This window comes from Streptomyces griseocarneus (genome assembly GCF_014655595.1).
Classification (GTDB): Bacteria; Actinomycetota; Actinomycetes; order Streptomycetales; family Streptomycetaceae; genus Streptomyces; species Streptomyces griseocarneus.
In genome coordinates, this window is the sequence record NZ_BNBL01000008.1 from 202,720 (window position 1) to 224,761 (window position 22,042).

The 22,042-nt window shown below is 73.2% G+C and carries 16 protein-coding genes and 1 pseudogene; 8 read left to right on the top strand and 9 right to left on the bottom strand.

Going from position 1 to position 22,042, the window contains the following annotated elements:
- Positions 1–58 precede the first annotated feature (58 nt).
- Positions 59–772 (top strand): annotated as a pseudogene (locus IE295_RS21345) (sugar phosphate isomerase/epimerase family protein); the annotation flags it as partial.
- On the opposite strand, the gene IE295_RS21350 reads toward IE295_RS21345, so the two are convergent.
- Positions 723–1,697: an EamA family transporter gene (locus IE295_RS21350; protein ID WP_190065311.1), complete on the bottom strand. Its 975-nt coding sequence runs from the start codon at positions 1,695–1,697 to the stop codon at positions 723–725. The pseudogene IE295_RS21345 and the gene IE295_RS21350 overlap by 50 nt on opposite strands.
- A 95-nt stretch (positions 1,698–1,792) precedes the next feature.
- Between IE295_RS21350 and IE295_RS21355 the strand changes: the two genes are divergently transcribed.
- The 3 genes from IE295_RS21355 to IE295_RS21365 all read left to right on the top strand — a co-directional run bounded on the left by IE295_RS21355 (position 1,793) and on the right by IE295_RS21365 (position 4,420).
- Positions 1,793–2,698, top strand: coding sequence for a LysR family transcriptional regulator (locus IE295_RS21355; RefSeq protein ID WP_190065312.1), 906 nt, complete (start codon positions 1,793–1,795; stop codon positions 2,696–2,698).
- 119 nt (positions 2,699–2,817) lie between these two features.
- Positions 2,818–3,459: a TetR/AcrR family transcriptional regulator gene (locus IE295_RS21360; protein ID WP_190065313.1), complete on the top strand. Its 642-nt coding sequence runs from the start codon at positions 2,818–2,820 to the stop codon at positions 3,457–3,459.
- Between the two features lie 331 nt (positions 3,460–3,790).
- Positions 3,791–4,420, top strand: a complete 630-nt coding sequence (locus IE295_RS21365) for a hypothetical protein (RefSeq protein WP_190065314.1) — start codon at positions 3,791–3,793, stop codon at positions 4,418–4,420.
- A 16-nt stretch (positions 4,421–4,436) separates the two neighbouring features.
- Here the strand turns inward: IE295_RS21365 and IE295_RS21370 are convergent, their stop codons facing one another.
- The 4 genes from IE295_RS21370 to speB all read right to left on the bottom strand — a co-directional run bounded on the left by IE295_RS21370 (position 4,437) and on the right by speB (position 13,191).
- Complete coding sequence (locus IE295_RS21370) at positions 4,437–5,870, bottom strand: S28 family serine protease (RefSeq protein ID WP_190065315.1); 1,434 nt, start codon at positions 5,868–5,870, stop codon at positions 4,437–4,439.
- Positions 5,871–6,029: 159 nt separating this feature from the next.
- Positions 6,030–9,803 (bottom strand): ABC transporter ATP-binding protein, encoded by a 3,774-nt coding sequence (locus IE295_RS21375; protein ID WP_190065316.1) that lies wholly within the window; start codon positions 9,801–9,803, stop codon positions 6,030–6,032.
- 97 nt (positions 9,804–9,900) lie between these two features.
- Entirely contained in the window at positions 9,901–12,045 is a 2,145-nt protein-coding gene (kdpB, locus tag IE295_RS21380; protein ID WP_190065317.1) for a potassium-transporting ATPase subunit KdpB, read from the bottom strand.
- 174 nt (positions 12,046–12,219) lie between these two features.
- A complete protein-coding gene (gene speB, locus IE295_RS21385; RefSeq protein WP_190065318.1) occupies positions 12,220–13,191 on the bottom strand; it encodes an agmatinase in 972 nt (323 codons plus the stop codon).
- A 186-nt stretch (positions 13,192–13,377) separates the two neighbouring features.
- Between speB and IE295_RS21390 the strand changes: the two genes are divergently transcribed.
- On the top strand, positions 13,378–14,160 hold the full coding sequence (locus tag IE295_RS21390) for a phosphatase (RefSeq protein ID WP_190065319.1): 783 nt from the start codon (positions 13,378–13,380) through the stop codon (positions 14,158–14,160).
- A 66-nt stretch (positions 14,161–14,226) separates the two neighbouring features.
- On the opposite strand, the gene IE295_RS21395 is transcribed toward IE295_RS21390, so the two are convergent.
- The 4 genes from IE295_RS21395 to IE295_RS21410 form a co-directional block, all read right to left on the bottom strand.
- The gene (locus IE295_RS21395; protein ID WP_190065320.1) at positions 14,227–14,451 is read right to left on the bottom strand and encodes a hypothetical protein; all 225 of its coding nucleotides are present in this window, start codon (positions 14,449–14,451) and stop codon (positions 14,227–14,229) included.
- Positions 14,452–14,519: 68 nt separating this feature from the next.
- Entirely contained in the window at positions 14,520–15,407 is an 888-nt protein-coding gene (tesB, locus tag IE295_RS21400) for an acyl-CoA thioesterase II (RefSeq protein WP_190065321.1), read from the bottom strand.
- Positions 15,408–15,418: 11 nt separating this feature from the next.
- Positions 15,419–16,576: an acyl-CoA dehydrogenase family protein gene (locus IE295_RS21405; protein ID WP_190065322.1), complete on the bottom strand. Its 1,158-nt coding sequence runs from the start codon at positions 16,574–16,576 to the stop codon at positions 15,419–15,421.
- A 169-nt stretch (positions 16,577–16,745) separates the two neighbouring features.
- Complete coding sequence (locus IE295_RS21410; RefSeq protein WP_190065323.1) at positions 16,746–17,363, bottom strand: SACE_7040 family transcriptional regulator; 618 nt, start codon at positions 17,361–17,363, stop codon at positions 16,746–16,748.
- A gap of 89 nt (positions 17,364–17,452) precedes the next feature.
- Here IE295_RS21410 and IE295_RS21415 point away from each other — a divergent pair, with 89 nt between their 5' ends.
- The 3 genes from IE295_RS21415 to IE295_RS21425 are packed head-to-tail and all read left to right on the top strand — an operon-like array spanning position 17,453 to position 22,037.
- The gene (locus IE295_RS21415; protein WP_190065324.1) at positions 17,453–19,069 is read left to right on the top strand and encodes a carboxyl transferase domain-containing protein; all 1,617 of its coding nucleotides are present in this window, start codon (positions 17,453–17,455) and stop codon (positions 19,067–19,069) included.
- Between the two features lie 8 nt (positions 19,070–19,077).
- Complete coding sequence (locus IE295_RS21420; RefSeq protein WP_190065325.1) at positions 19,078–21,102, top strand: acetyl/propionyl/methylcrotonyl-CoA carboxylase subunit alpha; 2,025 nt, start codon at positions 19,078–19,080, stop codon at positions 21,100–21,102.
- Positions 21,099–22,037, top strand: a complete 939-nt coding sequence (locus IE295_RS21425) for a hydroxymethylglutaryl-CoA lyase (protein WP_190065326.1) — start codon at positions 21,099–21,101, stop codon at positions 22,035–22,037. Before IE295_RS21420 ends, IE295_RS21425 begins: the two co-directional genes overlap by 4 nt.
- Positions 22,038–22,042 lie beyond the last annotated feature (5 nt).

A 22,042-nucleotide genomic window follows, 5' to 3' on the forward strand; every position in this document is an offset into this window, starting at 1 on the left:
TGTTCCCGACTTCGGCATCAGTGGCATTTCCCGCCGCCGGGCGGGGAAACCGATCACCATGAAGCTGGCCTTTTCCACCCTCGCGACCCCCGGACTGGCCCTGCCCGACGTGGTGCGGCTCGCCGCGACGCACGGATACGACGGCGTCGAGCTGCGCGCTCATCCGGAGGAGCCCGTGCATCCCGGCCTCCCGCCCGCCCAGCGGGCCGCGGCGGCGGCCGCGTTCGCCGAGGCGGACGTGGCGATCCTGGCGGTCGCCGGGTACGCGCGCGTGGCCGCACCCGGGCCCGACGAGCCGGTGCTGGCGGAGCTGGACGGCCTGGTGCGGCTCGCGGGCGATCTGGGGGCGTCGTACGTCCGGGTGTTCCCCGGCGGCGGCGATCAGCCCTCCGACGAGGCCGACGCGGCGGCCGCGCGCCGGCTCGGGACGATCGCGCCGCTCGCCGCCGACACGGGCGTGCGCGTCCTGATGGAGACCCACGACTCCCACCGGCGCGCCCAGGACGCCGTGCGCGTCCTGGGGCCCGTGGGGCACGGCAGCATCGGGGCGCTGTGGGACGTGCTGCACACCTGGCTGGGCGGGGAGGAGCCGGCGGAGAGCTTCCCCGCCCTCGCCCCGCACCTGGGCTATGTGCAGGTCAAGGACGTCGGCTCGGCCGAGGACACCACGCCGGTGCAGCTGGGCACGGGCGTCCTGCCGCTGGGCGCCTGCGTGGGCACGCTCAGCCGGGCGGGCTGGGACGGCTGGCTGAGCTGGGAGTACGAGAAGCGCTGGCACCCTCACGTGGCCGACTTCGAGCAGCTGGCGGGGCCGGGAGCGGAGTATCTGCGGGGGCTGGTCGCCGCCTCCCCGCGAACGAGGTGACGGCGACCCCGCCCACCAGCAGCACCGCCGCGCACCAGCGCAGCGGGCTCACGGTCTCGCCCAGCAGCAGCGCGGCCGAGGTCATCCCGAACACCGGCACCAGCAGCGTGAAGGGGGCGACGGCCGAGGCGTCGTAGCCGCGCAGCAGGAAGTTCCACGCGCCGAAGCCGAGCACGGTGCTGACCCAGGCGACGAACAGCAGGGCGCCCACGCCGCTGAAGTCCAGGGAGCTCAGGGCCTCGGCGTCGGCCTCGGGGCCCTCGAAGACCAGGGACAGCGCAAGGAGCGGCAGCACCGGGACCGTGCTGATCCACACGGTGAAGCGCAGTCCGTCGGCGGGCGAGGCCTTGCGGGTCAGGACGTTGGAGACGCCCCAGAAGGCCGCGGCGATCACGACCAGGGCGAACCCGAGGATCGGCCCGGAGGCGCTCTCGTCGACGGCCGCGACCACGATGCCCGACAGGGCCACCGCCATGCCCAGCAGCCGGACCCGCCCCGGGCGTTCGCCGAGGGCGAGCATCGCGAAGAGGGCCGTGAAGACCGCCTGGGCCTGCAGGACCAGCGAGGACAGCCCGGCCGGCATCCCGGCCCGCATCCCGACGAACAGCAGCCCGAACTTTCCCACGCCGAGCGCCAGCCCCACGCCGATGATCCACCGCCACTTCACCGGCGGCCGCCCCACGAAGAAGACGGCCGGCAGCGCGGCGGCCAGGAAGCGCAGTCCGCAGAAGAGCAGCGGCGGGAAGTGGTCGAGGCCGACGTCGATGACAACGAAATTGACGCCCCACAGGGCCGCCACGGCGACGGCCAGGGCTATGTGCGGTGGTCGCATGCGACGAGCATCATGTGCACCCACCATGTAGCACCAGCGCGGGTTTCTTCATGATGGGATTCAGCAACGCTCAACAATGGGGGGAACGAGGGATCATGCTGGATCTGTCCCGGCTGCGCGCCCTGCACGCCGTCTCCGTGCACGGTTCGGTCAGCGCGGCCGCCGTCGCGCTCGGCTACACGCCGTCCGCCGTGTCGCAGTCCATCACCAAGCTGGAACGGGAGACCCGCACCACCCTGCTGGAGCGCCGGGGACGCGGGGTGGTGCTGACCGACGCGGCCGTGCGCCTGGCGGAGACCACGCGGGAGCTGCTGGTCATGGTCGAACGCGCGGAGACGGACCTGGAGGAGCGGCGCGGGCTGCCCACGGGCCGGCTGGCCATCGGGGCGTTCGCGTCGGCCGCGCGCGGCCTGATGCCGGGCGTGCTGGCCGCGCTCGGCCGCGAACACCCCTCCCTGGACGCCCGCCTGGCCGAGGTCGACCCGCACGAGTCCGTCGGCCTGGTGGCGCAGGGCGTGCTCGACCTGGCCGTGACGTTCGAATGGGACATCGAGCCGCTCCCCGCGCCGGACGGCCTGGAGCGGGCGCGGATCGGCAACGACCTGTGCGACGTCCTGGTGCCCGAGGGCCATCCGCTGGACGGGCGGGGGCCCCTGCGCGAGACGGACCTGGCGCACCAGCGCTGGGTCTGCCAGCCGCCCGGCACGGTCTGCCACGACTGGCTGGTGCGCACCCTGCGCGCCGCGGGCAGCGAGCCGGACCTGGCCTACCAGGTCGCCGAGAACCACACCCAGGTGGCGCTCGTCGCGGCCGGGCTGGGCATCGCCCTCGTGCCGCGCCTGGGCCGCGGTCCGCTGCCCCAGGGCGTACGGGCGGTGCCGCTCGAACCCACCCCCATCCGGCGGCTGTTCGCCTACTGGCGCGCGGGCGCGGCCCGCCGCCCGGCCATTCACGAGACCGTGCGGCTGCTGCGCGAGCAGTGGCCGGAACGCAGGTTCTGACCGCAGGTTCCTACCGCCGTTTCCGACCGCCGGTTCCGGCCGGCCCGCGGGGTTTGACCACTCGATCAAATCCCGCGGAGCCCGAATCCGTATGATGAGCGTCTTCGAGGGGGCGGCACATGTCGGTGGAGACCAAGGAACGGCTGATCACCGCGGCGGGCACGGTCCTGCGCACCCAGGGGTACGGCAAGGCCAGCGCGCGGACCATCGGCAAGGAGGCCGGCGTCAACTCGGCGCTGATCTTCTACCACTTCGGCGGTGTCGACGCCCTGCTGTTCGCCGCCCTGGACCGCTCCTCCGCCGAGCGCATGGAACAGCACACCGCCACGGTGGCGGGCGCCCGCACCCTGGAGGAACTCGCCGCGGCCGCCACGCGCGTGTACCGCGACGACCTCGAGGGCGGCCACATCACGCTGCTGTCCGAGCTGGTCGCAGCCGCCGTCGCCAAGCCGGAGCTGCGCGAGGAGATCCGCGTGCGCGTCGAGCCGTGGATGGCGTTCATGGAGGAGACCCTGGAGCGGGTCATCGGAGGCACCCCGCTCGCCCGGCTGACGCCGCCCAGGGACCTGGCCAACGCGGCGGTCACGTTCTACCTCGGCGTGAACCTCTTCACCGTGCTGGACAGCGACCTCTCCCGCACCGAGTCGGTCTTCGCGATGGTCCGGCGGCTGGCCCCGCGCGCGAAGCTGCTGACCGTACGCCCGCCCGCGCGGTGGCGCAGGGCGCGCGGCTTCGGCAGGGCGCACCGCGCGGCCGGCTAGGGAACGCGATCCGGGCCGGTGAGGGTGCGCACCCCCGGCGGAACCGCTCCGGCGCGCGGCCCGTCCAAGGGGCGTGCTGCCGCCGGGTTCCGCAGAGCGGTGTCGGCTCCGCCGCTGGCCGCGTCGCCGACCCACCCTCTCCGCCGCCTGCGGACGGCAGCACGCCGCCGCCGGTGCACCCCCTCCGCCGCACCGGTGGCGGACCGCCCGGCCGCCGGGCGGCCCCGGCGAGGGGCGCGCGGTCACCCTCCGCGAAGCCTCCCGCACGCCTGGTGTGCGCCGGTGGCCGTCGGGTAACTCTGGACGCTCGTAGGGTGGGTTGGGGGAGACCATGCGCCATCGCGCGCTGCCGAAGGCGCTGTTCGCGCTCGCCGTGCTGTACGGCTCGTACGCGCTCACCGGCTGTCAGGCCGCCGGACGGACCGGGGCGGAGATCGTCACGCAGGGCGGCGAGGGCGTCCAGGACGCGGCGTCCGGGCACATCGCCACGTTCCTGGGCCGCGGCGCGTGCACGGGCCGGGGACGGCCCGCCTTCGCCGAGGTGGACTGCGGGAGCGAGCAGGCCGCGGCGAGCGTCCTCGCCCGCTACTACGGCCCGCGGACGGGCGGGCCGCGCTGCCCCGACACCACCGACTTCGTCCTGCACATCACGGCCGTCGACGCGGGGACCTCGGAGTCCCGGAGCGTGCCCGAGGGCTACGCCTGCATGCGCAACCTGCGCCCGCCGCACCCGGGCGACCCGGGCATGGGCGGCGGCCCGCTGACCGTGCCGGGCGACTGCGTCTACACCGAGCGGCACGGCGTGGTGAAGGAGGCCGCCTGCGACGGCTCCGGCCCGCACGCACCGGAGTTCCGGGTGGACCGCGCGGTGCACGCCCGTGAGGACTGTCCCCCGGCGACCGACCTGTACGTACAGGTCGGCGGCGGGGCTCCCGTGGGGTGCGCCCGCCGCCTCTCCTGAATGTCGTGCCGCGGAGTTACGGACGCAGCATGGTGTTGCGCTCCACGTCCTTGCGGTCGAGCTTGGAGTTGAACGGTGCCAGCGGCTTGGCGTTGCGGTCGTCCTTCTGGACGGCGGCCGGTGCGACGCCCGCCCAGCGCAGGACCTCGGCCGTGGCCTTGGCCCGCTCGTCGGCGACCAGGTCGGCGATCTTGGTGCCGTGGTTGCCGCCCGGTGCGAAGAAGCGGTAGTCGTGCCGTGCCTCGGCGTTCCTGCCCAGGCGGAACGGTTCGGCGCTCCACGGGTCGTTCTGGCCGTAGACGAACAGCATCCGCTTGCTGTCCTCGCGGACCCAGCGGTCGACGTCGGCCATCGAGCCGTTGCGGAACTTCATCGGGATGTCACGCGGCACGTAGTTGCGCGGCGAGTAGATCCCGGGGTAGCGCAGCAGCCCCTTGAGGTGGGGCGACTTGAACGTCGGGGCGCCCAGCTCGGTGCCCGCCTGGTAGTAGTACGGGGTGTACTGCTCCAGGCCCTGGTCGGTGTAGGCCTCGAAGCCGGAGATCTCGTCGATGAACTTGTAGAGGTCGTCCGTGGACGCCTTGGTCGACGGGACGGTCTTGCAGTCGCTCTGCAGGTGGTACTGCCAGAACGCCCACACCAGGTCCAGGACGACGTTCTCGTAGGCCTTGTCGGCGCTGCCGACGACCTTGAACGTCTTGCCGTTGTCCTTGGCCCACTTCTGGTAGCGGCCGACGATCTCGTCGCGGCGCACCAGCGCCTCGCGCTGCACGGAGTTGAGCTGGGTGCGGCACGCCTGGTCGCCCACGCTCGCGAAGAAGCGGTCGTAGGCCGAGTCCTCGTTGTTGACCACGTCGTTGGGTGCGACGTAGGCGACGGTGCCGTTCATGTCGTTCGGGTAGAAGCGGCGGAAGTAGGTCGCCGTCATGCCGCCCTTGCTGCCGCCGGTGGCCAGCCAGTTCTTGTTGTAGACCGGCTTGAGCGCCTGGAAGAGGCGGTGCTGGTCGCTGGCGGCCTGCCAGATGTCCAGCTTCGACCAGTCGGCGGGCTTGGGCCGCGACGGGGTGAAGTAGCGGTACTCCATCGACACCTGGTTGCCGTCGACGATCCGGGTCGGCTCGCTGCGGGACGGGTTGGTGTTGACGTTGTAGCCGGAGGTGAAGAAGACCGTGGGCCGGTCGGTGGCCTTGTGCAGCAGCGTGAAGCGCTGCTCGAACGTGCCCTTGGCCGGGTTCTTGTGGTCGATCGGCTGCTTGTAGTTCAGCACGAGGTAGCGGTAGCCCTCGTAGGGCTTCTCCTCGACGAAACTCATCCCCGGAATCTTCAGGATGCGTTCCTTTATGTCCGGCGCGGTGTCGGCGGCCGTCGCCGCGCCCGCTGCCGCGCTGCCGGCACCGACCGTCCCTATGGACATCGTCAGTGCCAGCAGTGCTCTGAGAGCCTTGCGCATGCGCCCTCCCCTGGGTTCGCAAAGGTCGCCGCGAACCTACCGGGGGCAACATCCGCCACGCCAGAGCCAGTCGGCGGAGATTTCGATCTTGCTGTCCGCGCGGACCGGTTCGACCGGTTCATCCCGGTCCGCGCCCGGGGGGGGGCGGGGCCCCGGCCCTCAGGCCGGGACCACCTCACCGGTGAACGTCCGCCACAGCCGGGCGTAGGAGCCGTCCTTCGCCAGCAGCTGCGCGTGCGTGCCGTCCTCGACGACGCGGCCGCCGTCGAGGACCACGACGCGGTCCGCACGGGCCGCGGTGGTCAGCCGGTGGGCGACCACCAGGGTCGTGCGCCGCCCGGCCAGCCGGTCGGTGGCCTCGTTGACCAGCGCCTCGGTCGCCAGGTCCAGTGCGGCCGTGGCCTCGTCCAGCAGCAGGATGTCCGGGTCGACCAGCTCGGCCCGGGCCAGGGCGATCAACTGCCGCTGCCCGGCGGAGAGGTTGCGCCCGCGCTCGGTGACGGCGTGCAGATAGCCGCCGTCCAGCGTGGCGATCATCTCGTGCGCGCCCACCGCGCGCGCGGCCGCCTCGACCTCCGCGTCGCTCGCGTCCGGACGCCCGTAGGCGATCGCGTCGCGCACGGTGCCGGGGAAGAGGTACGGCTCCTGGGGGACGACGCCGAGCCGGTGCCGGTAGGAGACCGGCTCCAGCTCGCGCAGGTCGCGGCCGTCGACGCGGACCGCCCCGGAGGTCGGGTCGTAGAACCGCGCGACCAGCTTGACCAGCGTGGACTTCCCGGCGCCGGTCTCACCGACGAACGCCACCGTCTGCCCGGCCGGCACGGTCAGCCGGATCCCGTCCAGCGCGGCCTCCCCGTCGCCGTCGGCGCCGCCGTACGAGAAGCGCACGTCGTCGAAGACGACCTCGCCGCTCAGCTCGCGCACCTCGAACGGCTCCGCCGCCACCGGTGTGGTCGTCGGCTCGCGCAGCAGCTCCTGCACCCGGCCGAGCGAGACCGTCGCCTGCTGGTAGCCGTCGAAGACCTGGGAGAGCTGCTGCACGGGCGCGAAGAACAGGTCGATGTAGAGCAGGTACGCCACCAGCGCGCCCGCCGTCAGCGTGCCGTCGTCGACCCGGCCCGCGCCCACGATCAGCACCGCGGCCGCCGCGACGGACGACAGCAGCTGCACGAAGGGGAAGTACACCGAGATCAGCCACTGGCCGCGCACCCGCGCCTCGCGGTAGGCCTCGCTGCGCTCGGCGAACCGGCGGCCGCCCGCCGTCTCCCGGCGGAACGCCTGCACGATGCGCAGCCCGGCCACGCTCTCCTGCAGGTCGGCGTTGACCGAGCCGACGCGCTCGCGGGCCAGTTCGTACGCCTTGACGCTCTGCCGGCGGAAGAAGACCGTCCCGATGACGAGCGGCGGCAGGGTGGCGAAGACGACGAGGGCCAGCTGGACGTCGATGACCAGGAGGGCGACGAGTATGCCGAAGAAGGTGAGGACGGAGACGACCGCGGTGACCAGGCCGGTCTGCAGGAACGTCGACATGGCGTCGATGTCCGTCGTCATCCGCGTCATGATCTTGCCGGTGAGCTCGCGCTCGTAGTAGTCCAGTCCGAGCCGCTGCAGCTGGGCGAAGATCTTCACGCGCAGCGAGTACAGCACGCGCTCGCCCGTCCGCCCCGTCATCCGCGTCTCGCCGATCTGCGCCGCCCACTGGCAGAGCACCACGAGCAGCGCGAGGGCGGAGGCCGCCCAGACCGCGCCGAGCGCCAGGCGCTGGACGCCCTGGTCGATGCCGTGCCGGATCAGGACGGGCAGCAGCAGGCCCGCCACGGCGTCGACGGCCACCAGCAGCAGGCTGACCACCAGGGGCCCCCGGAAGCCGCGCAGCAGCCGGCGCAGGCCGTAGGACTCCTCGGGCCGCGCGGCGAGCTCCTCGTCGATGCCGGGGGTGTCCGTGGCGGGCGGCAGCGCCTCCACCTTGGCGAGCAGCTCGGGCGTGGCGGGCATGTCCGCGGGCGCGCCGTGCGCGCCCGCCGCGTCGCCGGCGTCCTTGCGCACCCACAGATGGGGGGTGACGCCGTCGACGCCGGTACGGCCCGCGCCGGCCGTGCGCACCGGGGGCTCGGCGAGGCCCGTGGCCGACGCCTCGCCGCCGAAGGCGCCGGCGAGGACCGCGACGCCCGCCGGGTCCTTGGTCACCCCCGCGAGCTCCTCGGGGTCCGTCAGGAGCCGCCGGTAGACCGCGCAGCGCTCTTCCAGCTCCTCGGCCGTGCCCACGTCGACGAGGCGGCCGCCGTCCAGGACGGCGATGCGGTCGGCCAGGGCCAGGGTGGAGGCGCGGTGGGCGATCAGCAGGGTCGTGCGGCCCGCCATGACGCCGCGCAGCGCCTCGTGGATCTCGTGCTCCACGCGCGCGTCCACCGCGGAGGTCGCGTCGTCCAGGAGCAGCAGCCGGGGGTCGGTGAGGATCGCGCGGGCGAGCGCGATGCGCTGGCGCTGGCCGCCGGAGAGGGTCAGGCCCTGCTCGCCCACCTTCGTGTCGTAGCCGTCGGGCAGCGCCGAGACGAACCCGTCCGCCTGTGCGGCCCGCGCGGCCGCCCGGATCTGCTCGTCGGTCGCCTCCGGCCGGCCGTAGGCGATGTTGTCGCGGATGCTGTCGGAGAACAGGAAGCTGTCCTCCGGCACGAGCCCGATCGCGGCGCGCAGCGAGGGCAGGGTCAGGTCGCGCACGTCGTGGCCGCCGACGCGGACGGCGCCGGAGGTGACGTCGTAGAAGCGCGGCAGCAGCAGGGCCAGCGTCGACTTGCCGCTGCCGGAGGCGCCGACGACGGCCACGGTCTCGCCGGGCTCCACGCGCAGCGTGAGGCCGGCCACGACGGGCCGCTCGGGGTCGTAGCCGAAGGTCACGTCGTCGAACTCGACGGTGGCGGGGGCGTCGGCGGGCAGCTCGCGCGCCCCCACGCGCTCCTGCACCACCGGCTCGGTGTCGATGAGCTCGAGCACGCGCTCGACGCCCGCGCGGGCCTGCTGGCCCACGGTGAGGACCATGGTCAGCATCCGCACCGGGCCCACGAGCTGCGCGAGGTAGGTGGAGAAGGCGACGAAGGTGCCGAGGGTGACCTGTCCGCGCGTGGCCATCCAGCCGCCGAGCGCGAGCATGGCGACCTGGCCGAGCGCGGGCACGGCCTGCAGCGCGGGGGTGTAGCGGGAGTTGAGCCGGATCGTGCGCATCCGGCCGGCGAAGAGGCGCCCGCTGACCTCGCGCAGCTTCCCGGCCTCCTGGGCCTCCTGGCCGAAGCCCTTGACGACGCGTACGCCCGTGACGGCGCCGTCCACGACGCCCGCCACGGCCGCCGCCTGACCCTGGGCGTACCAGGTGGCGGGGAAGACCTTGGTGCGGCTGCGCTGGGCGAGGAACCAGATCGCGGGGGCCACGGCGAGGGCGACCACGGTCAGCAGCGGGGAGAGCACCGCCATCACGATCAGGGAGATGACGAAGAGGAGGATGTTGCCGATCATCATCGGCAGCATGAAGAGCAGGCTCTGGATGAGCTGCAGGTCGCTGGTGGCCCGGCCGACGACCTGGCCGGTGGAGAGCTCGTCCTGCCGCCTGCCGTCGAGGCGGGCGATCGCGGCGTACATCTCGGTCCGCATGTCGTGCTGGACGTCGAGGGCGAGCCTGCCGCCGTAGTAGCGGCGCACGTAGGTGAGGCCGTAGACGACGACCGCGGCCACGATCAGCAGCGTGGCCCAGGGGGCGAGCGGGCGCTCGCCGGAGCCTATGACGTCGTCGATGATCATCTTGGGTATGAGCGGTACGAGCGCCATGACGGCCATGCCGGCGAGGGAGGAGCCCAGCGCGAGCAGCACCGCCCCGCGGTACCGCCAGCAGTACCCGGCGAGCCGCCTGGCCCACCCCTGACCGGTCGCATCCGTCGCCGCCACCCCAGACCTCCCGCTGTCCCTGTTCCCGACGGAAGGCCCCAACGCTCTGGGCTGCGGATTTCATCCCGCCGCAACAAAACGGCCGGTCGGGTACGCGTCACATGCCGGGTACGTACTGGATCAGCAGATCGATGAGCTTGATCCCCGCGAAGGGCGCGACGAGCCCGCCCAGCCCGTACAGGCCGAGGTTGCGGCGCAGCAGGGCGTGCGCGGAGGAGGGGGTGTAGCGCACGCCGCGCAGGGCGAGCGGGATCAGCGCGACGATGACGAGGGCGTTGAAGATGATCGCGGACGTGATGGCCGAGGTGGAGCTGTGCAGCCCCATGACGTTCAGCTTCTCCAGGCCCTCGTAGCCGGCCACGCCGCCGAACATCGCGGGGACGATCGCGAAGTACTTGGCCACGTCGTTGCAGATGGAGAAGGTGGTGAGCGCGCCGCGGGTGATGAGCAGCTGCTTGCCGACCTCGACGATCTCGATGAGCTTGGTGGGGTTGGAGTCGAGGTCGACCATGTTCCCGGCCTCCTTGGCGGCCGGGGTGCCGGTGTTCATGGCGACGCCGACGTCGGCCTGGGCGAGGGCGGGGGCGTCGTTGGTGCCGTCGCCGGTCATGGCGACGAGGTTGCCGCCGGCCTGTTCCTCGCGGATGCGGGCCAGCTTGGCCTCGGGGGTGGCCTCGGCGACGTAGTCGTCGACCCCGGCCTCGGCGGCGATGGCCCGGGCGGTGACCGGGTTGTCGCCGGTGACCATGACGGTCTTGATGCCCATGGCCCGCAGTTCCGCGAAGCGCTCCGCGATGCCGGGCTTGACGACGTCCTTGAGGTGGACGGCGCCGAGGATCCGCGTCCCCTCGGGGTCCTCGACCGCCACGAGCAGCGGGGTGCCGCCCGCCGCGGCGATGGAGTCGGCGATCCGCCCGGCCTCCTCGGGCACGTGCCCGCCGCGCCGGTGGACCCACTGCATCACCGCGGCGCCGGCGCCTTTGCGGATGCGGCAGAAGTCGCCGTCGAAGGCGAAGTCGACGCCGCTCATGCGGGTCCCGGCGGAGAAGGGCACGAAGCGGCCGTGGGCGAAGTCGCCGGCGGCGTGCCGGATTCCGTACCGCTCGGCGAGCTCGACGACGGACCGGCCCTCGGGCGTCTCGTCGGACAGCGAGGCCAGCTGCGCCGCGTCGGCCAGGAGCTCGTGCGCGACGCCCTGGACGGGGACGAAGGAGGCGGCCCGGCGGTTGCCGAGGGTGATGGTGCCGGTCTTGTCCAGCAGCAGCGTGTCGACGTCGCCCGCCGCCTCCACGGCCCGGCCCGAGAGGGCGATGACGTTGCGCTGGACGAGGCGGTCCATGCCGGCGATGCCGATGGCGGAGAGCAGGGCGCCGATGGTGGTCGGGATCAGCGTGACGAGCAGCGCGACGAGCACGGTGATGCTCTGCGGGGCGCCCGACCAGCTGGCCATGGGCTGGAGGGAGACCACGGCCAGGATGAAGATCACGGTGAGCGAGGCGAGCAGGATGTTCAGCGCCAGCTCGTTGGGGGTCTTCTGCCGGCTGGTGCCCTCGACCAGGGCGATCATGCGGTCCAGGAACGTGTTGCCGGCGCGCGAGGTGATCCGGACGACGATCCGGTCGGAGAGCACCGCGGTGCCGCCGGTGACGCTGGAACGGTCGCCTCCGGCTCCCCGGATGACCGGGGCCGACTCGCCCGTGATGGCCGATTCGTCCACGGCCGCCACGCCGTCGACGACCTCTCCGTCGCCGGGGATGACCTCCCCCGCGTCCACGACGACGACGTCGTGCGGGCGCAGTTCCCCGGCCCGGACGCGCTCCTCCTCCCAGTCGCGCCGGTCCATGCCCACCCGCCAGGAGCGCAGCCGCCTGGCGACGGTGGCGCCCCGGGTCCGGCGCAGCGTCTCGGCCTGGGCCTTGCCGCGCCCCTCGGCGACGGCCTCGGCGAGGTTGGCGAAGACGACGGTGAGCCAGAGCCAGACGCTGATGAGCCAGGTGAAGACGGAGGGGTCCAGGACGGCCGAGAGGGTGGTGAGGGCGGAGCCCACCTCGACGACGAAGAGCACCGGGTGCTTGACCATCGCCCTCGGGTGCAGCTTGCGCAGCGCGTCGGGGAAGCAGGCGATCAGCTGCCGGGGGTCGACGAGACCGCCGGACACGCGGCGGTGGCGGCGCCGGGCGGGCCGGCCGGGCGTCGGCGGTATGAGGTCCTGTTCGGGGGCTTCGGGCGCCAGGTGCAGCATCAGGGGTGTGACCTTCGGCGGTGTGGGCGGCAGGAAATGACCGCCTCAGCAAACCGCTTGAGGGCACGCCCCCGGCGTGCCCTTACGTGCCCTTGTCGCCCGACGGGCCCGGACTTACACGGTCTTTACGCCGCTGCCGGAACCGCCGGGGCGTCCGCGCCCGGAGGCGGTGCCTCAGCCGCGCGCGGCGGCGATCTGCCGCGACATGATCGTCGTCAGCTCGTAGGCCGCGTGCGAGGCCGCGACCGAGGTGATCTCGGCGTGGTCGTACGCGGGCGCGACCTCGACCAGGTCGGCGGAGACCAGGTTGCAGTCGGACAGGCCGCGGATGATCTCCAGCAGCTCGCGGGAGGTCAGGCCGCCCGCCTCCGGCGTGCCGGTGCCGGGCGCGTGGGCCGGGTCCAGGACGTCGATGTCGATGGAGATGTACAGCGGGCGGTCGCCGACGCGCTGGCGCAGCTGGTCGGCGATCTCGTCGACGCCACGGCGCATCACGTCCGCGGAGGTGACGATGCCGAAGCCCATCTTCTCGTCGTCGGTGAGGTCCTTCTTGCCGTACAGCGGGCCGCGCGTGCCGACGTGGGACAGCGCCTCGGTGTCGAGGATGCCCTCCTCGACGGCACGGCGGAACGGCGTGCCGTGGGTGTACTCGGCGCCGAAGTAGGTGTCCCAGGTGTCCAGGTGCGCGTCGAAGTGCAGCAGGGCGACGGGGCCGTGCTTCTTGGCCACCGAGCGCAGCAGCGGCAGGGCGATGGTGTGGTCGCCGCCGAGGGTCATCATGCGGGCGCCGGTGCCCAGCAGGTCGTCGGCCGCGGCCTCGATGGTCTCGACGGCCTCGTCGATGTTGAACGGGTTCGCGGCGATGTCGCCGGCGTCCGCGACCTGTGCGAGGGCGAAGGGCGAGGCGTCCTGGGCCGGGTTGTACGGGCGCAGCAGGCGCGAGGCCTCGCGGATGGCGTTGCCGCCGAAGCGGGCGCCGGGGCGGTAGGAGACGCCGGTGTCGAACGGCACGCCGACGACGGCGACGTCGGCCGTGCCGACCTCGTCGAGGCGCGGCAGGCGGGCGAACGTCGCGGGGCCCGCGTAGCGCGGGATGCGGGAGGAGTCGACGGGGCCGCGCGGTTCACGGGGGGCGGGGGTGCTCATGCTGGGGCCTCTCGGATCACGGACGGGGCGCCGACGGGTCACGGTCACGTCAACGCCGGAGCGACTGCCATAGGACGTACCCGAGGGTAGGCAGGGAGGCGGATTCCGCACATGTACGGAAGTGAAGGGTCCGTTCGTTCATATGGACACGACGTCCATCGCGCTCAGCCGGGGGAGAATGAGCCCATGCCGATACCACCCAGCCGTACCGAGTTGATCGATCACCTCGTCCGTACGCGCATCGCGGGCCACGTGGCCACCCCCCGGGAGAACAACCTCGACCACTACCGCAGGCTCGCGCAGGGCGACCGGCTGTACTGGTTCGGCGTGGAGCTCGGCAACCGGTGGACGGACGAGCAGGACGTGCTGGCCGTCATGGCCGAGCGCTGCGGCGTCAGCGACGACCTCGAGCACCGGGCGGGCCAGGACACGATCGACCCGGAGCTGACGGTGGCGGCGCTGGAGCGCGCGGCGGCCCTCCTGCGCAAGGCGGCGGAGGACGGCAAGCGGGTGCTGTTCGCCACCGGCCACCCGGGCGGGCTCCTGGACGTGCACCGCACGACGGCCGGCGCGCTGCGGGCGGCGGGGTGCGAGATCGTCTCCATCCCCGGCGGGCTGCGGGCGGACGACGGCTCCGTCTACCAGGTCGCGGACGTGGCGGTGTACGAGCGGGGGGCCTCGCTCTGGCACACCCACTCCCCCGCGCCCATGGCCGCCATCCTCGACGGCCTGCGGCTGCAGGGCCGCCCCCAGCCGGACCTGGTGGTCGCCGACCACGGCTGGGCGGGCTGCGCGGCGCAGCGCGGGATCGACGCGGTGGGCTTCGCCGACTCCAACGACCCGGCCCTCTTCCTCGCCGAGGCCGAGGGCGTCCTGCAGGTGGCGGTGCCGCTGGACGACCACGTCGCGGACCCGCGCTTCTACGAGCCGATGACGGCGTACCTGCTGGGCGCGGCGGGGCTGCTGTAACCGGGCCGCCGCGGCCGTGGCCGTAGCCGTCGTGGCTGCGTCCGTGGCCGTCGTGGCCGGGCCGGGCTAGGCCTCCTGCTTGCCCCAGCGGCCGTTCCAGCCCTTGACGGCCAGCCAGGAGCCGCCGTAGAGGACGGCGGCCTCGACGGCCCTCAGCGCCAGGCCCGATATCAGCCTGGCGCTGCCGGTGAGTTCGACGACCCGGCCGTGCCAGAGGAACAGGAAGACGACGCCGAGGGCGATCACGGCCACCCCGGCGGTCATCAACAACCCTCGTACCACGTTGCTCATGGCTGTTTCCGTGCGCGGCATCGTGTCCCCTCCCGGCGGTGATCGACTCCAAGAGGGTACGAGGTCGTTCAGGCGCGCGGAACGCGGACGACGCCCTCCTGGATGACGGATACGGCCAGCTGCCCGTCGGCCGTGAAGATCCGGCCCCGCGCGAGCCCCCGGCCGCCCTGGGCGGTGGGGCTCTCCTGGTCGTAGAGCAGCCACTCGTCGGCCCGGAAGGGCCGGTGGAACCACATGGCGTGGTCCAGGCTCGCGCCGACGACGTCCCCGACGGCCCAGCCGCCGCGGCCGTGGGCGAGCAGCACGGAGTCCAGGAGCGTCATGTCGGAGACGTACGTGGCGAGGCAGATGTGCAGCATCGGGTCGTCGGCCAGTTTGCCGTTCGTCCGGAACCAAACCTGCGACTTCGGCTCGCGCCGCTCGCCGACGCTGGCCAGCGGCGGCTCGTCCACGTACCGCAGGTCGACGGCGTCGCGCGCCTCCAGGATGCGCTCGACGACCTCGGGGCCGCCCAGGCGGTCGGCGTAGTGGGGCAGCATCTCCGCGGCGGTGGGCAGGGTGAGCGGGTCCGGCGCCGGGGGCATCGGCTCCTGGTGCTCGAGCCCCTCCTCCTCGCTCTGGAAGGACGCGGAGAGGTGGAAGATCGGCTGCCCGTGCTGCACGGCGACCACGCGGCGGGTGGTGAAGGAGCGCCCGTCACGGATGCGGTCCACGGTGTAGACGATGGGCACCCCGGGATCTCCGGGGCGCAGGAAGTACGAGTGCAGCGAGTGGGCCCGCCGGTCGGCCGGGACCGTGCGCCCGGCGGCGACCAGGGCCTGCGCGGCGACCTGGCCGCCGAAGACGCGCGGCACGATGGTGGCGCGGCCGGCGGCGCCGCGGAAGATGTTCTCCTCGATGGGCTCGAGGTCGAGCAGGCCGAGGAGGTCGTCGAGGGGGGTGAGGGGCTCGTTCATCGGTGGTCGGCCTACAGTCCCATCGACTTGGCGACGATGGAGCGCATGACCTCGCTCGTGCCGCCGTAGATGCGGCTGACGCGGGTGTCCGCGTACAGGCGGGCGATCGGGTACTCCATCATGTAGCCGTAGCCGCCGTGCAGCTGGAGGCACTTGTCGATGACGACGGCCGCACGCTCGGTGGTGAAGAGCTTGGCGGAGGCGGCGTCGGCGGCGGTCAGCTCGCCCGCGTCGTGCGCCTCCAGGGCCCGGTCCACGACCGCCTGCATCGCGTCGACCTCGGACCGGCAGTCGGCCAGCACGAACTTGGTGTTCTGGAAGGACGCGACCGCCTGGCCGAAGACCGTCCGGTCCCGCACGTACTCCGTGGCGAACGCGACGGCCGCGGCCGACTGCGCGTACGCGCCGAAGGCGATGCCCAGGCGTTCCTGCGGCAGGTTGTGCGTGAGGTAGGAGAAGGCCTTGCCCTCCTCGCCCAGCAGGTCCTGGACGGGCACCTTGACGCCGGTGAAGGACAGTTCGGCGGTGTCGGAGGTCTTCAGGCCCAGCTTCTCCAGCTTGCGGCCGACCGCGTAGCCCTCGGAGGCGGTGTCGACGACCAGGAGGGAGATGCCGCCGCGCCGGTCCTCGGGGGTGGGCGGGGCGGTCCGCGCGCAGACGATCACGCGGTCGGCGTGGACGCCGCCGGTGATGAAGGTCTTTGCGCCGTTGAGGACGTAGTGCGTGCCGTCCTGTGACAGCCGGGCGGTGGTCTTCATGCCGGCCAGGTCGGATCCGGTGCCGGGCTCGGTCATGGCGATGGCGGTCATCATCTCGCCGGAGACGAAGGCCGGCAGCCAGCGCCGCTTCTGCTCCTCGTTCGCGTACGCGAGGAGGTACGGCAGGCACAGCGCGGTGTGCACGCCGGCGCTGCCGAAGCTGACGCCCGCGCGGGCGCACTCCTCGGTGATGACGGCCTGGAACTTGAACGTGCTCTGGCCGGCGCCGCCGTACTCCTCGGGAACCTCGATGCCGAAGACGCCCAGCTTGCCGAGCTTGCGGTAGAAGTCGCGCGGCACGATGCCCGCCTCGCGCCACTCGTCGTAGTGGGGCACGACCTCGGCGGCGATGAAGTCCCGGATCGTCTCCCGGAAAGCCTCGTGGTCCTCGTTGAAGACGGTGCGGCGCATGACGGCTTCCCCTCCCGCTGTGTAAGCGCTTGCTCAGGCAAGCTACCGGCAGGTACCGGAGCTGTCCAGATCCCGTTGGCGCGATCCCGACGGGTCCGCTTCGATCCGCTTCGGCCCACTTCGGCCCGCTTCCCGGCCCCGCGTGCACCGGCCCGGGCGCGGCGGGTGGTCAGGACGAGAGCGCGGCGAGCGCCCCCAGCGCGAGGCGGCGCAGCAGCCCGGCCGTCGCCGCCCGGCTGGGCAGGGCGCCGGGGCGGCCGAGGTGCGGGGTGGAGTTCAGCAGCCCGAAGACGGCGTGGACGGCGGCCCGGGCCTCGGCCTCGGCGGCGTCCGGGTGCAGCCGGCGCACCACGTCCACCCACAGCTCGACGTACTGGCGCTGCAGGGAGCGGACCAGCTTGCGGTCGGTGTCGCGCAGCTGGCCCAGCTCACGGTCGTGGAGGGTGATCAGCGCGCGGTCGTCGAGCGCGAAGTCGATGTGCCCGTCGATGAGCGCGTCGAGCACCTCGGCCGGTCCGGCCCCGGCCTCGGCGGCGTCGGCCACGCGCTGCCGGCCGCCCGCGAAGAGCCGGCCGCTGATGCCCACCAGCAGCTCGGCCAGCATCGCGTCCTTGCCGGCGAAGTGGCGGTAGAGCCCGGGGCCGCTGATGCCGACCGCCGCCCCTATCTCGTCCACCCCGACGCCGTGGAAGCCGCGCTCGGCGAAGAGCCGGGCGGCCTCCCGGAGGATCTGCTCGCGGCGGGTGGGGGCGGGAGCCGCCTGCGGGCGGGCGGGTGCGTCGTTCACGAAATCGATTCTAGACAGCGGCGTTAGTGGTCGTTAACCTGAAGGCGGATGTGTTAACGCTCATTAACCGAGCAAGGGAGCTCGAGTCCATGCAGCAGGCACCGGTGCTGGGGAGCGCCGCAGATCCGGCGTCCGACGCCTGGCGGGCGAACGAGGCCGCGCACCGCGAGCTGGTGGCGGGGCTGCGGGAGAAGCTGACCGCCGCGCAGCTGGGCGGCGGCGCCAGAGCCCGCGAGCGGCACACCGCGCGCGGCAAGCTGCTGCCGCGCGACCGGGTGGACGCCCTGCTGGACCCCGGCTCGCCGTTCCTGGAGATCGCCCCCCTGGCGGCCGAGGGGATGTACGGCGGCGGCGCCCCCGCGGCGGGGGTCATCGCGGGCATCGGGCGGGTCTCCGGCCGCGAGACGGTGATCGTCGCCAACGACGCCACCGTCAAGGGCGGCACGTACTACCCCATGACCGTCAAGAAGCACCTGCGCGCCCAGGAGATCGCCCTGGAGAACAGGCTCCCGTGCCTGTATCTCGTCGACTCCGGCGGCGCGTTTCTGCCGATGCAGGACGAGGTCTTCCCCGACCGGGAGCACTTCGGCCGGATCTTCTACAACCAGGCCCGCATGTCCGGCGCCGGCATCCCGCAGATCGCCGCGGTCCTCGGCTCGTGCACGGCCGGCGGCGCCTACGTCCCGGCCATGAGCGACGAGGCCGTGATCGTGCGCGGCCAGGGCACCATCTTCCTGGGCGGCCCGCCGCTGGTGAAGGCCGCGACGGGCGAGGTCGTCACGGCCGAGGAGCTGGGCGGCGGCGAGGTTCACTCGAAGGTGTCGGGCGTCACCGACCATCTCGCCGAGGACGACGCCCACGCCCTGCGCATCGTCCGGACCATCGTCTCCACGCTCCCCGAGCGCGGGGCCCTGCCCTGGTCGGTGGAGCCGGTCGAGGAGCCCAAGGCCGACCCCGCGGGGCTCTACGGCGCCGTGCCGGTCGACTCCCGCACGCCGTACGACGTGCGCGAGGTCATCGCCCGCGTCGTCGACGGCTCGCGGTTCGCCGAGTTCAAGGCCGAGTTCGGCCAGACCCTGGTGACGGGCTTCGCCCGCATCCACGGCCACCCCGTCGGCATCGTCGCCAACAACGGCATCCTCTTCTCCGAGTCCGCCCAGAAGGGCGCGCACTTCATCGAGCTGTGCGACCAGCGCGGCATCCCCCTGGTCTTCCTGCAGAACATCTCCGGCTTCATGGTCGGCCGGCAGTACGAGGCGGGCGGCATCGCCAAGCACGGCGCGAAGATGGTCACGGCCGTGGCGTGCACGCGCGTGCCGAAGCTGACGGTCGTCATAGGCGGCTCCTACGGCGCGGGCAATTACTCGATGTGCGGCCGCGCCTATTCGCCGCGCTTCCTGTGGATGTGGCCCAACGCCAAGATCTCCGTCATGGGCGGCGAGCAGGCCGCCTCCGTCCTCGCGACCGTCAAGCGCGACCAGCTCGAGGCGCGCGGCGAGGAGTGGAGCACGGAGGACGAGGAGGCCTTCCGGGCCCCCATCCGCGAGCAGTACGAAACCCAGGGCAACGCCTATTACGCGACCGCCCGGCTCTGGGACGACGGTGTCATCGATCCCCTGGAGACCCGGCAGGTGCTGGGACTGGCCCTGACCGCCTGTGCCAACGCCCCCCTGGGCGAGCCCGGCTACGGCGTCTTCCGGATGTGAGGCGGAGCATGTTCGAGACTGTCCTTGTCGCCAACCGGGGCGAGATCGCCGTACGGGTCATCCGTACGCTGCGCGCCCTCGGCATCCGTTCCGTCGCCGTGTACAGCGACGCCGACGCCGGTGCCCGGCACGTCCGCGAGGCCGACACCGCGGTGCGCATCGGCCCGGCGGCCGCCGCCGAGAGCTATCTGTCCGTCGAGCGGCTGCTGGACGCCGCCGCGCGCAGCGGCGCCCAGGCCGTCCACCCCGGCTACGGCTTCCTCGCCGAGAACGCCTCCTTCGCCCGTGCCTGCGCCGGCGCCGGGCTCGCCTTCATCGGCCCGCCCGCCGAGGCGATCGAGCTGATGGGCGACAAGATCCGCGCCAAGGAGACGGTCCGGGCGGCGGGCGTGCCGGTCGTGCCCGGCTCCGTGGGCAGCGGTCTGAGCGACGAACGGCTCGTCGAGGCCGCGCGGGAGATCGGCATGCCGGTGCTGCTGAAGCCGTCGGCCGGAGGCGGCGGCAAGGGCATGCGGCTCGTGCGCGACGAGGCGCTGCTCGGCGAGGAGATCGCCGCCGCCCGGCGCGAGGCGCGCGGCTCCTTCGGCGACGACACGCTGCTCGTCGAGCGCTGGGTCGACCGGCCCCGCCACATCGAGATCCAGGTGCTGGCGGACGGCCACGGCAACGTCATCCACCTCGGCGAGCGCGAGTGCTCGCTGCAGCGGCGGCACCAGAAGATCATCGAGGAGGCGCCGAGCGTCCTGCTGGACGAGGCGACGCGCGCGGCGATGGGCGAGGCGGCGGTGCAGGCCGCGCGGTCCTGCGGTTACGCGGGCGCGGGCACGGTGGAGTTCATCGTCCCCGGCGACGATCCCTCCTCCTATTACTTCATGGAGATGAACACCCGGCTGCAGGTGGAGCACCCGGTGACGGAGCTGATCACGGGCCTCGACCTGGTGGAGTGGCAGGTCCGCGTCGCCTCCGGCGAGGTGCTGGGCCTCTCCCAGGAGGACGTGACGTTCTCCGGCCACGCGGTCGAGGCCCGCCTCTGCGCCGAGACGGCGCGCGTGAGCGGCGACCGGGTCGACTTCCTGCCGTCGGCCGGCACCGTGCTCGCGCTGCGCGAGCCGGCGGGCGAGGGGATCCGGGTCGACTCCGGGCTCTCCGAGGGCGGCGAGGTGGGCACGTCGTACGACCCGATGCTCGCCAAGGTGATCGCCCACGGCCCCGACCGGGCCACCGCCCTGCGCCGCCTGCGGGCGGCTCTCGCCGGGACCACCGTCCTCGGCGTGGACACCAATGTGGGCTTCCTGCGGCGCCTGCTGGCGCACCCGGACGTCGTCTCGGGCGATCTGGACACCGGCCTGGTCGACCGGGACGCGGCGTCCCTGGTGCCGGCCGACGTGCCGCCGGAGGTCTACGCCGCCGGGGCCCTGCGCGCCCAGGCCCGGCTGTCCGAGCGGCGAACCGGCGACGCGACGGGCTGGGCGGACCCCTTCTCGGCACCGAGCGGCTGGCGGCTGGGCGGCACCCCCGCCTGGACGCCCCACCACTTCCGCGTGCCGGGCCAGGCCCCGGTGACGGTCCGGGTGCGCGAGGGCGAGGTGGCCGTCGGCGAGGCCGGCCCGGCCGGCGCGAAGCTGCTGCCGCCCCGCGAGGACGGCATAGCCCTCGAGATCGACGGCGTCACCCACACCTTCGCCCAGGCGGCCGGCCCGCACGGCACATGGCTCGCCCGGGACGGCGACGCCTGGCACCTCACCCCCCACGACCCCGTGGCAGCCGCCCTCACCGGTGGCGGCGGCGCCGCCCACGCGGGCGCGCTCACCGCCCCCATGCCCGGCACGGTCACCGTCGTCAAGGCGGCCGTCGGCGACGAGGTCGCCGCCGGCCAGAGCCTCCTCGTCGTCGAGGCGATGAAGATGGAGCACGTCATCGCCGCCCCCCACGCCGGCACCGTCACCGAGCTCGACGTGACCGCCGGCAGCACGGTGGCGATGGACCAGGTCCTGGCCGTCGTCACTCCGGCCGCGCCCCTGGAGGATTCATGATCGGCCAACTGCCCATGGCCGTGCCCGACCCGGCCCTCCCCGCCCGCGTCCGCATCCACGAGGTGGGCCCCCGCGACGGCCTGCAGAACGAGAAGACGGTCGTCCCGACGGAGGTCAAGGCGGAGTTCATCCGCCGGCTGGCGGCCGCCGGTCTCGACACCGTCGAGGCCACCAGCTTCGTGCACCCCAAGTGGGTGCCCCAGCTGGCCGACGCCGAGCAGCTGATGCCCATGCTCGAGGGCGTCGGGGCGCGCCTCCCGGTGCTGGTGCCCAACCAGCGCGGCCTCGACCGCGCGCTCGCCCTCGGCGCCCGTGAGGTCGCGGTCTTCGGCAGCGTCACGGAGTCGTTCGCCAAGGCCAACCTCAACCGCACGGTCGACGAGTCGCTGGAGATGTTCGCCCCGGTCGTCGCGACGGCCCGCGAGGCGGGCCTGAGGGTGCGCGGCTATCTCTCCATGTGCTTCGGCGACCCCTGGGAGGGCGCCGTGCCGATCGAGCGGACGGTCCGCGTCAGCCGCCGTCTGCTCGACCTCGGCTGCGACGAGCTGAGCCTGGGCGACACCATCGGCGTGGCCACCCCCGGACACGTCGCGGCGCTGCTGACCGCGCTCAACGAGGCCGGCGTGCCCACCGAGCGCCTCGCCGTGCACTTCCACGACACCTACGGCCAGGCCCTCGCGAACACCCTCGCCGCCCTGCGGCACGGCGTGAGCACGGTCGACGCCTCGGCCGGCGGCCTCGGCGGCTGCCCGTACGCCAAGAGCGCCACCGGCAACCTCGCCACCGAAGACCTCGTATGGATGCTCGACGGCCTCGGTGTCACCACCGGCGTCGACCTCGGCCGTCTCACCGCCACCAGCGTGTGGATGGCCGGCCAACTGGGCCGACCCAGCCCGTCCCGCACTGTCCGTGCCCTCTCCCACCAGGAGCCCTGAGCCAT

Bases quoted from the DNA above. Each gene is read 5' to 3' on its own strand.
- IE295_RS21350 (WP_190065311.1), bottom strand. From the start codon at position 1,697: ATGCGACCACCGCACATAGCCCTGGCCGTCGCCGTGGCGGCCCTGTGG.
- IE295_RS21355 (WP_190065312.1), top strand. From the start codon at position 1,793: ATGCTGGATCTGTCCCGGCTGCGCGCCCTGCACGCCGTCTCCGTGCAC.
- IE295_RS21360 (WP_190065313.1), top strand. From the start codon at position 2,818: ATGTCGGTGGAGACCAAGGAACGGCTGATCACCGCGGCGGGCACGGTC.
- IE295_RS21365 (WP_190065314.1), top strand. From the start codon at position 3,791: ATGCGCCATCGCGCGCTGCCGAAGGCGCTGTTCGCGCTCGCCGTGCTG.
- IE295_RS21370 (WP_190065315.1), bottom strand. From the start codon at position 5,870: ATGCGCAAGGCTCTCAGAGCACTGCTGGCACTGACGATGTCCATAGGG.
- kdpB (WP_190065317.1), bottom strand. From the start codon at position 12,045: ATGCTGCACCTGGCGCCCGAAGCCCCCGAACAGGACCTCATACCGCCG.
- speB (WP_190065318.1), bottom strand. From the start codon at position 13,191: ATGAGCACCCCCGCCCCCCGTGAACCGCGCGGCCCCGTCGACTCCTCC.
- IE295_RS21390 (WP_190065319.1), top strand. From the start codon at position 13,378: ATGCCGATACCACCCAGCCGTACCGAGTTGATCGATCACCTCGTCCGT.
- IE295_RS21395 (WP_190065320.1), bottom strand. From the start codon at position 14,451: ATGAGCAACGTGGTACGAGGGTTGTTGATGACCGCCGGGGTGGCCGTG.
- tesB (WP_190065321.1), bottom strand. From the start codon at position 15,407: ATGAACGAGCCCCTCACCCCCCTCGACGACCTCCTCGGCCTGCTCGAC.
- IE295_RS21405 (WP_190065322.1), bottom strand. From the start codon at position 16,576: ATGCGCCGCACCGTCTTCAACGAGGACCACGAGGCTTTCCGGGAGACG.
- IE295_RS21415 (WP_190065324.1), top strand. From the start codon at position 17,453: ATGCAGCAGGCACCGGTGCTGGGGAGCGCCGCAGATCCGGCGTCCGAC.
- IE295_RS21420 (WP_190065325.1), top strand. From the start codon at position 19,078: ATGTTCGAGACTGTCCTTGTCGCCAACCGGGGCGAGATCGCCGTACGG.
- IE295_RS21425 (WP_190065326.1), top strand. From the start codon at position 21,099: ATGATCGGCCAACTGCCCATGGCCGTGCCCGACCCGGCCCTCCCCGCC.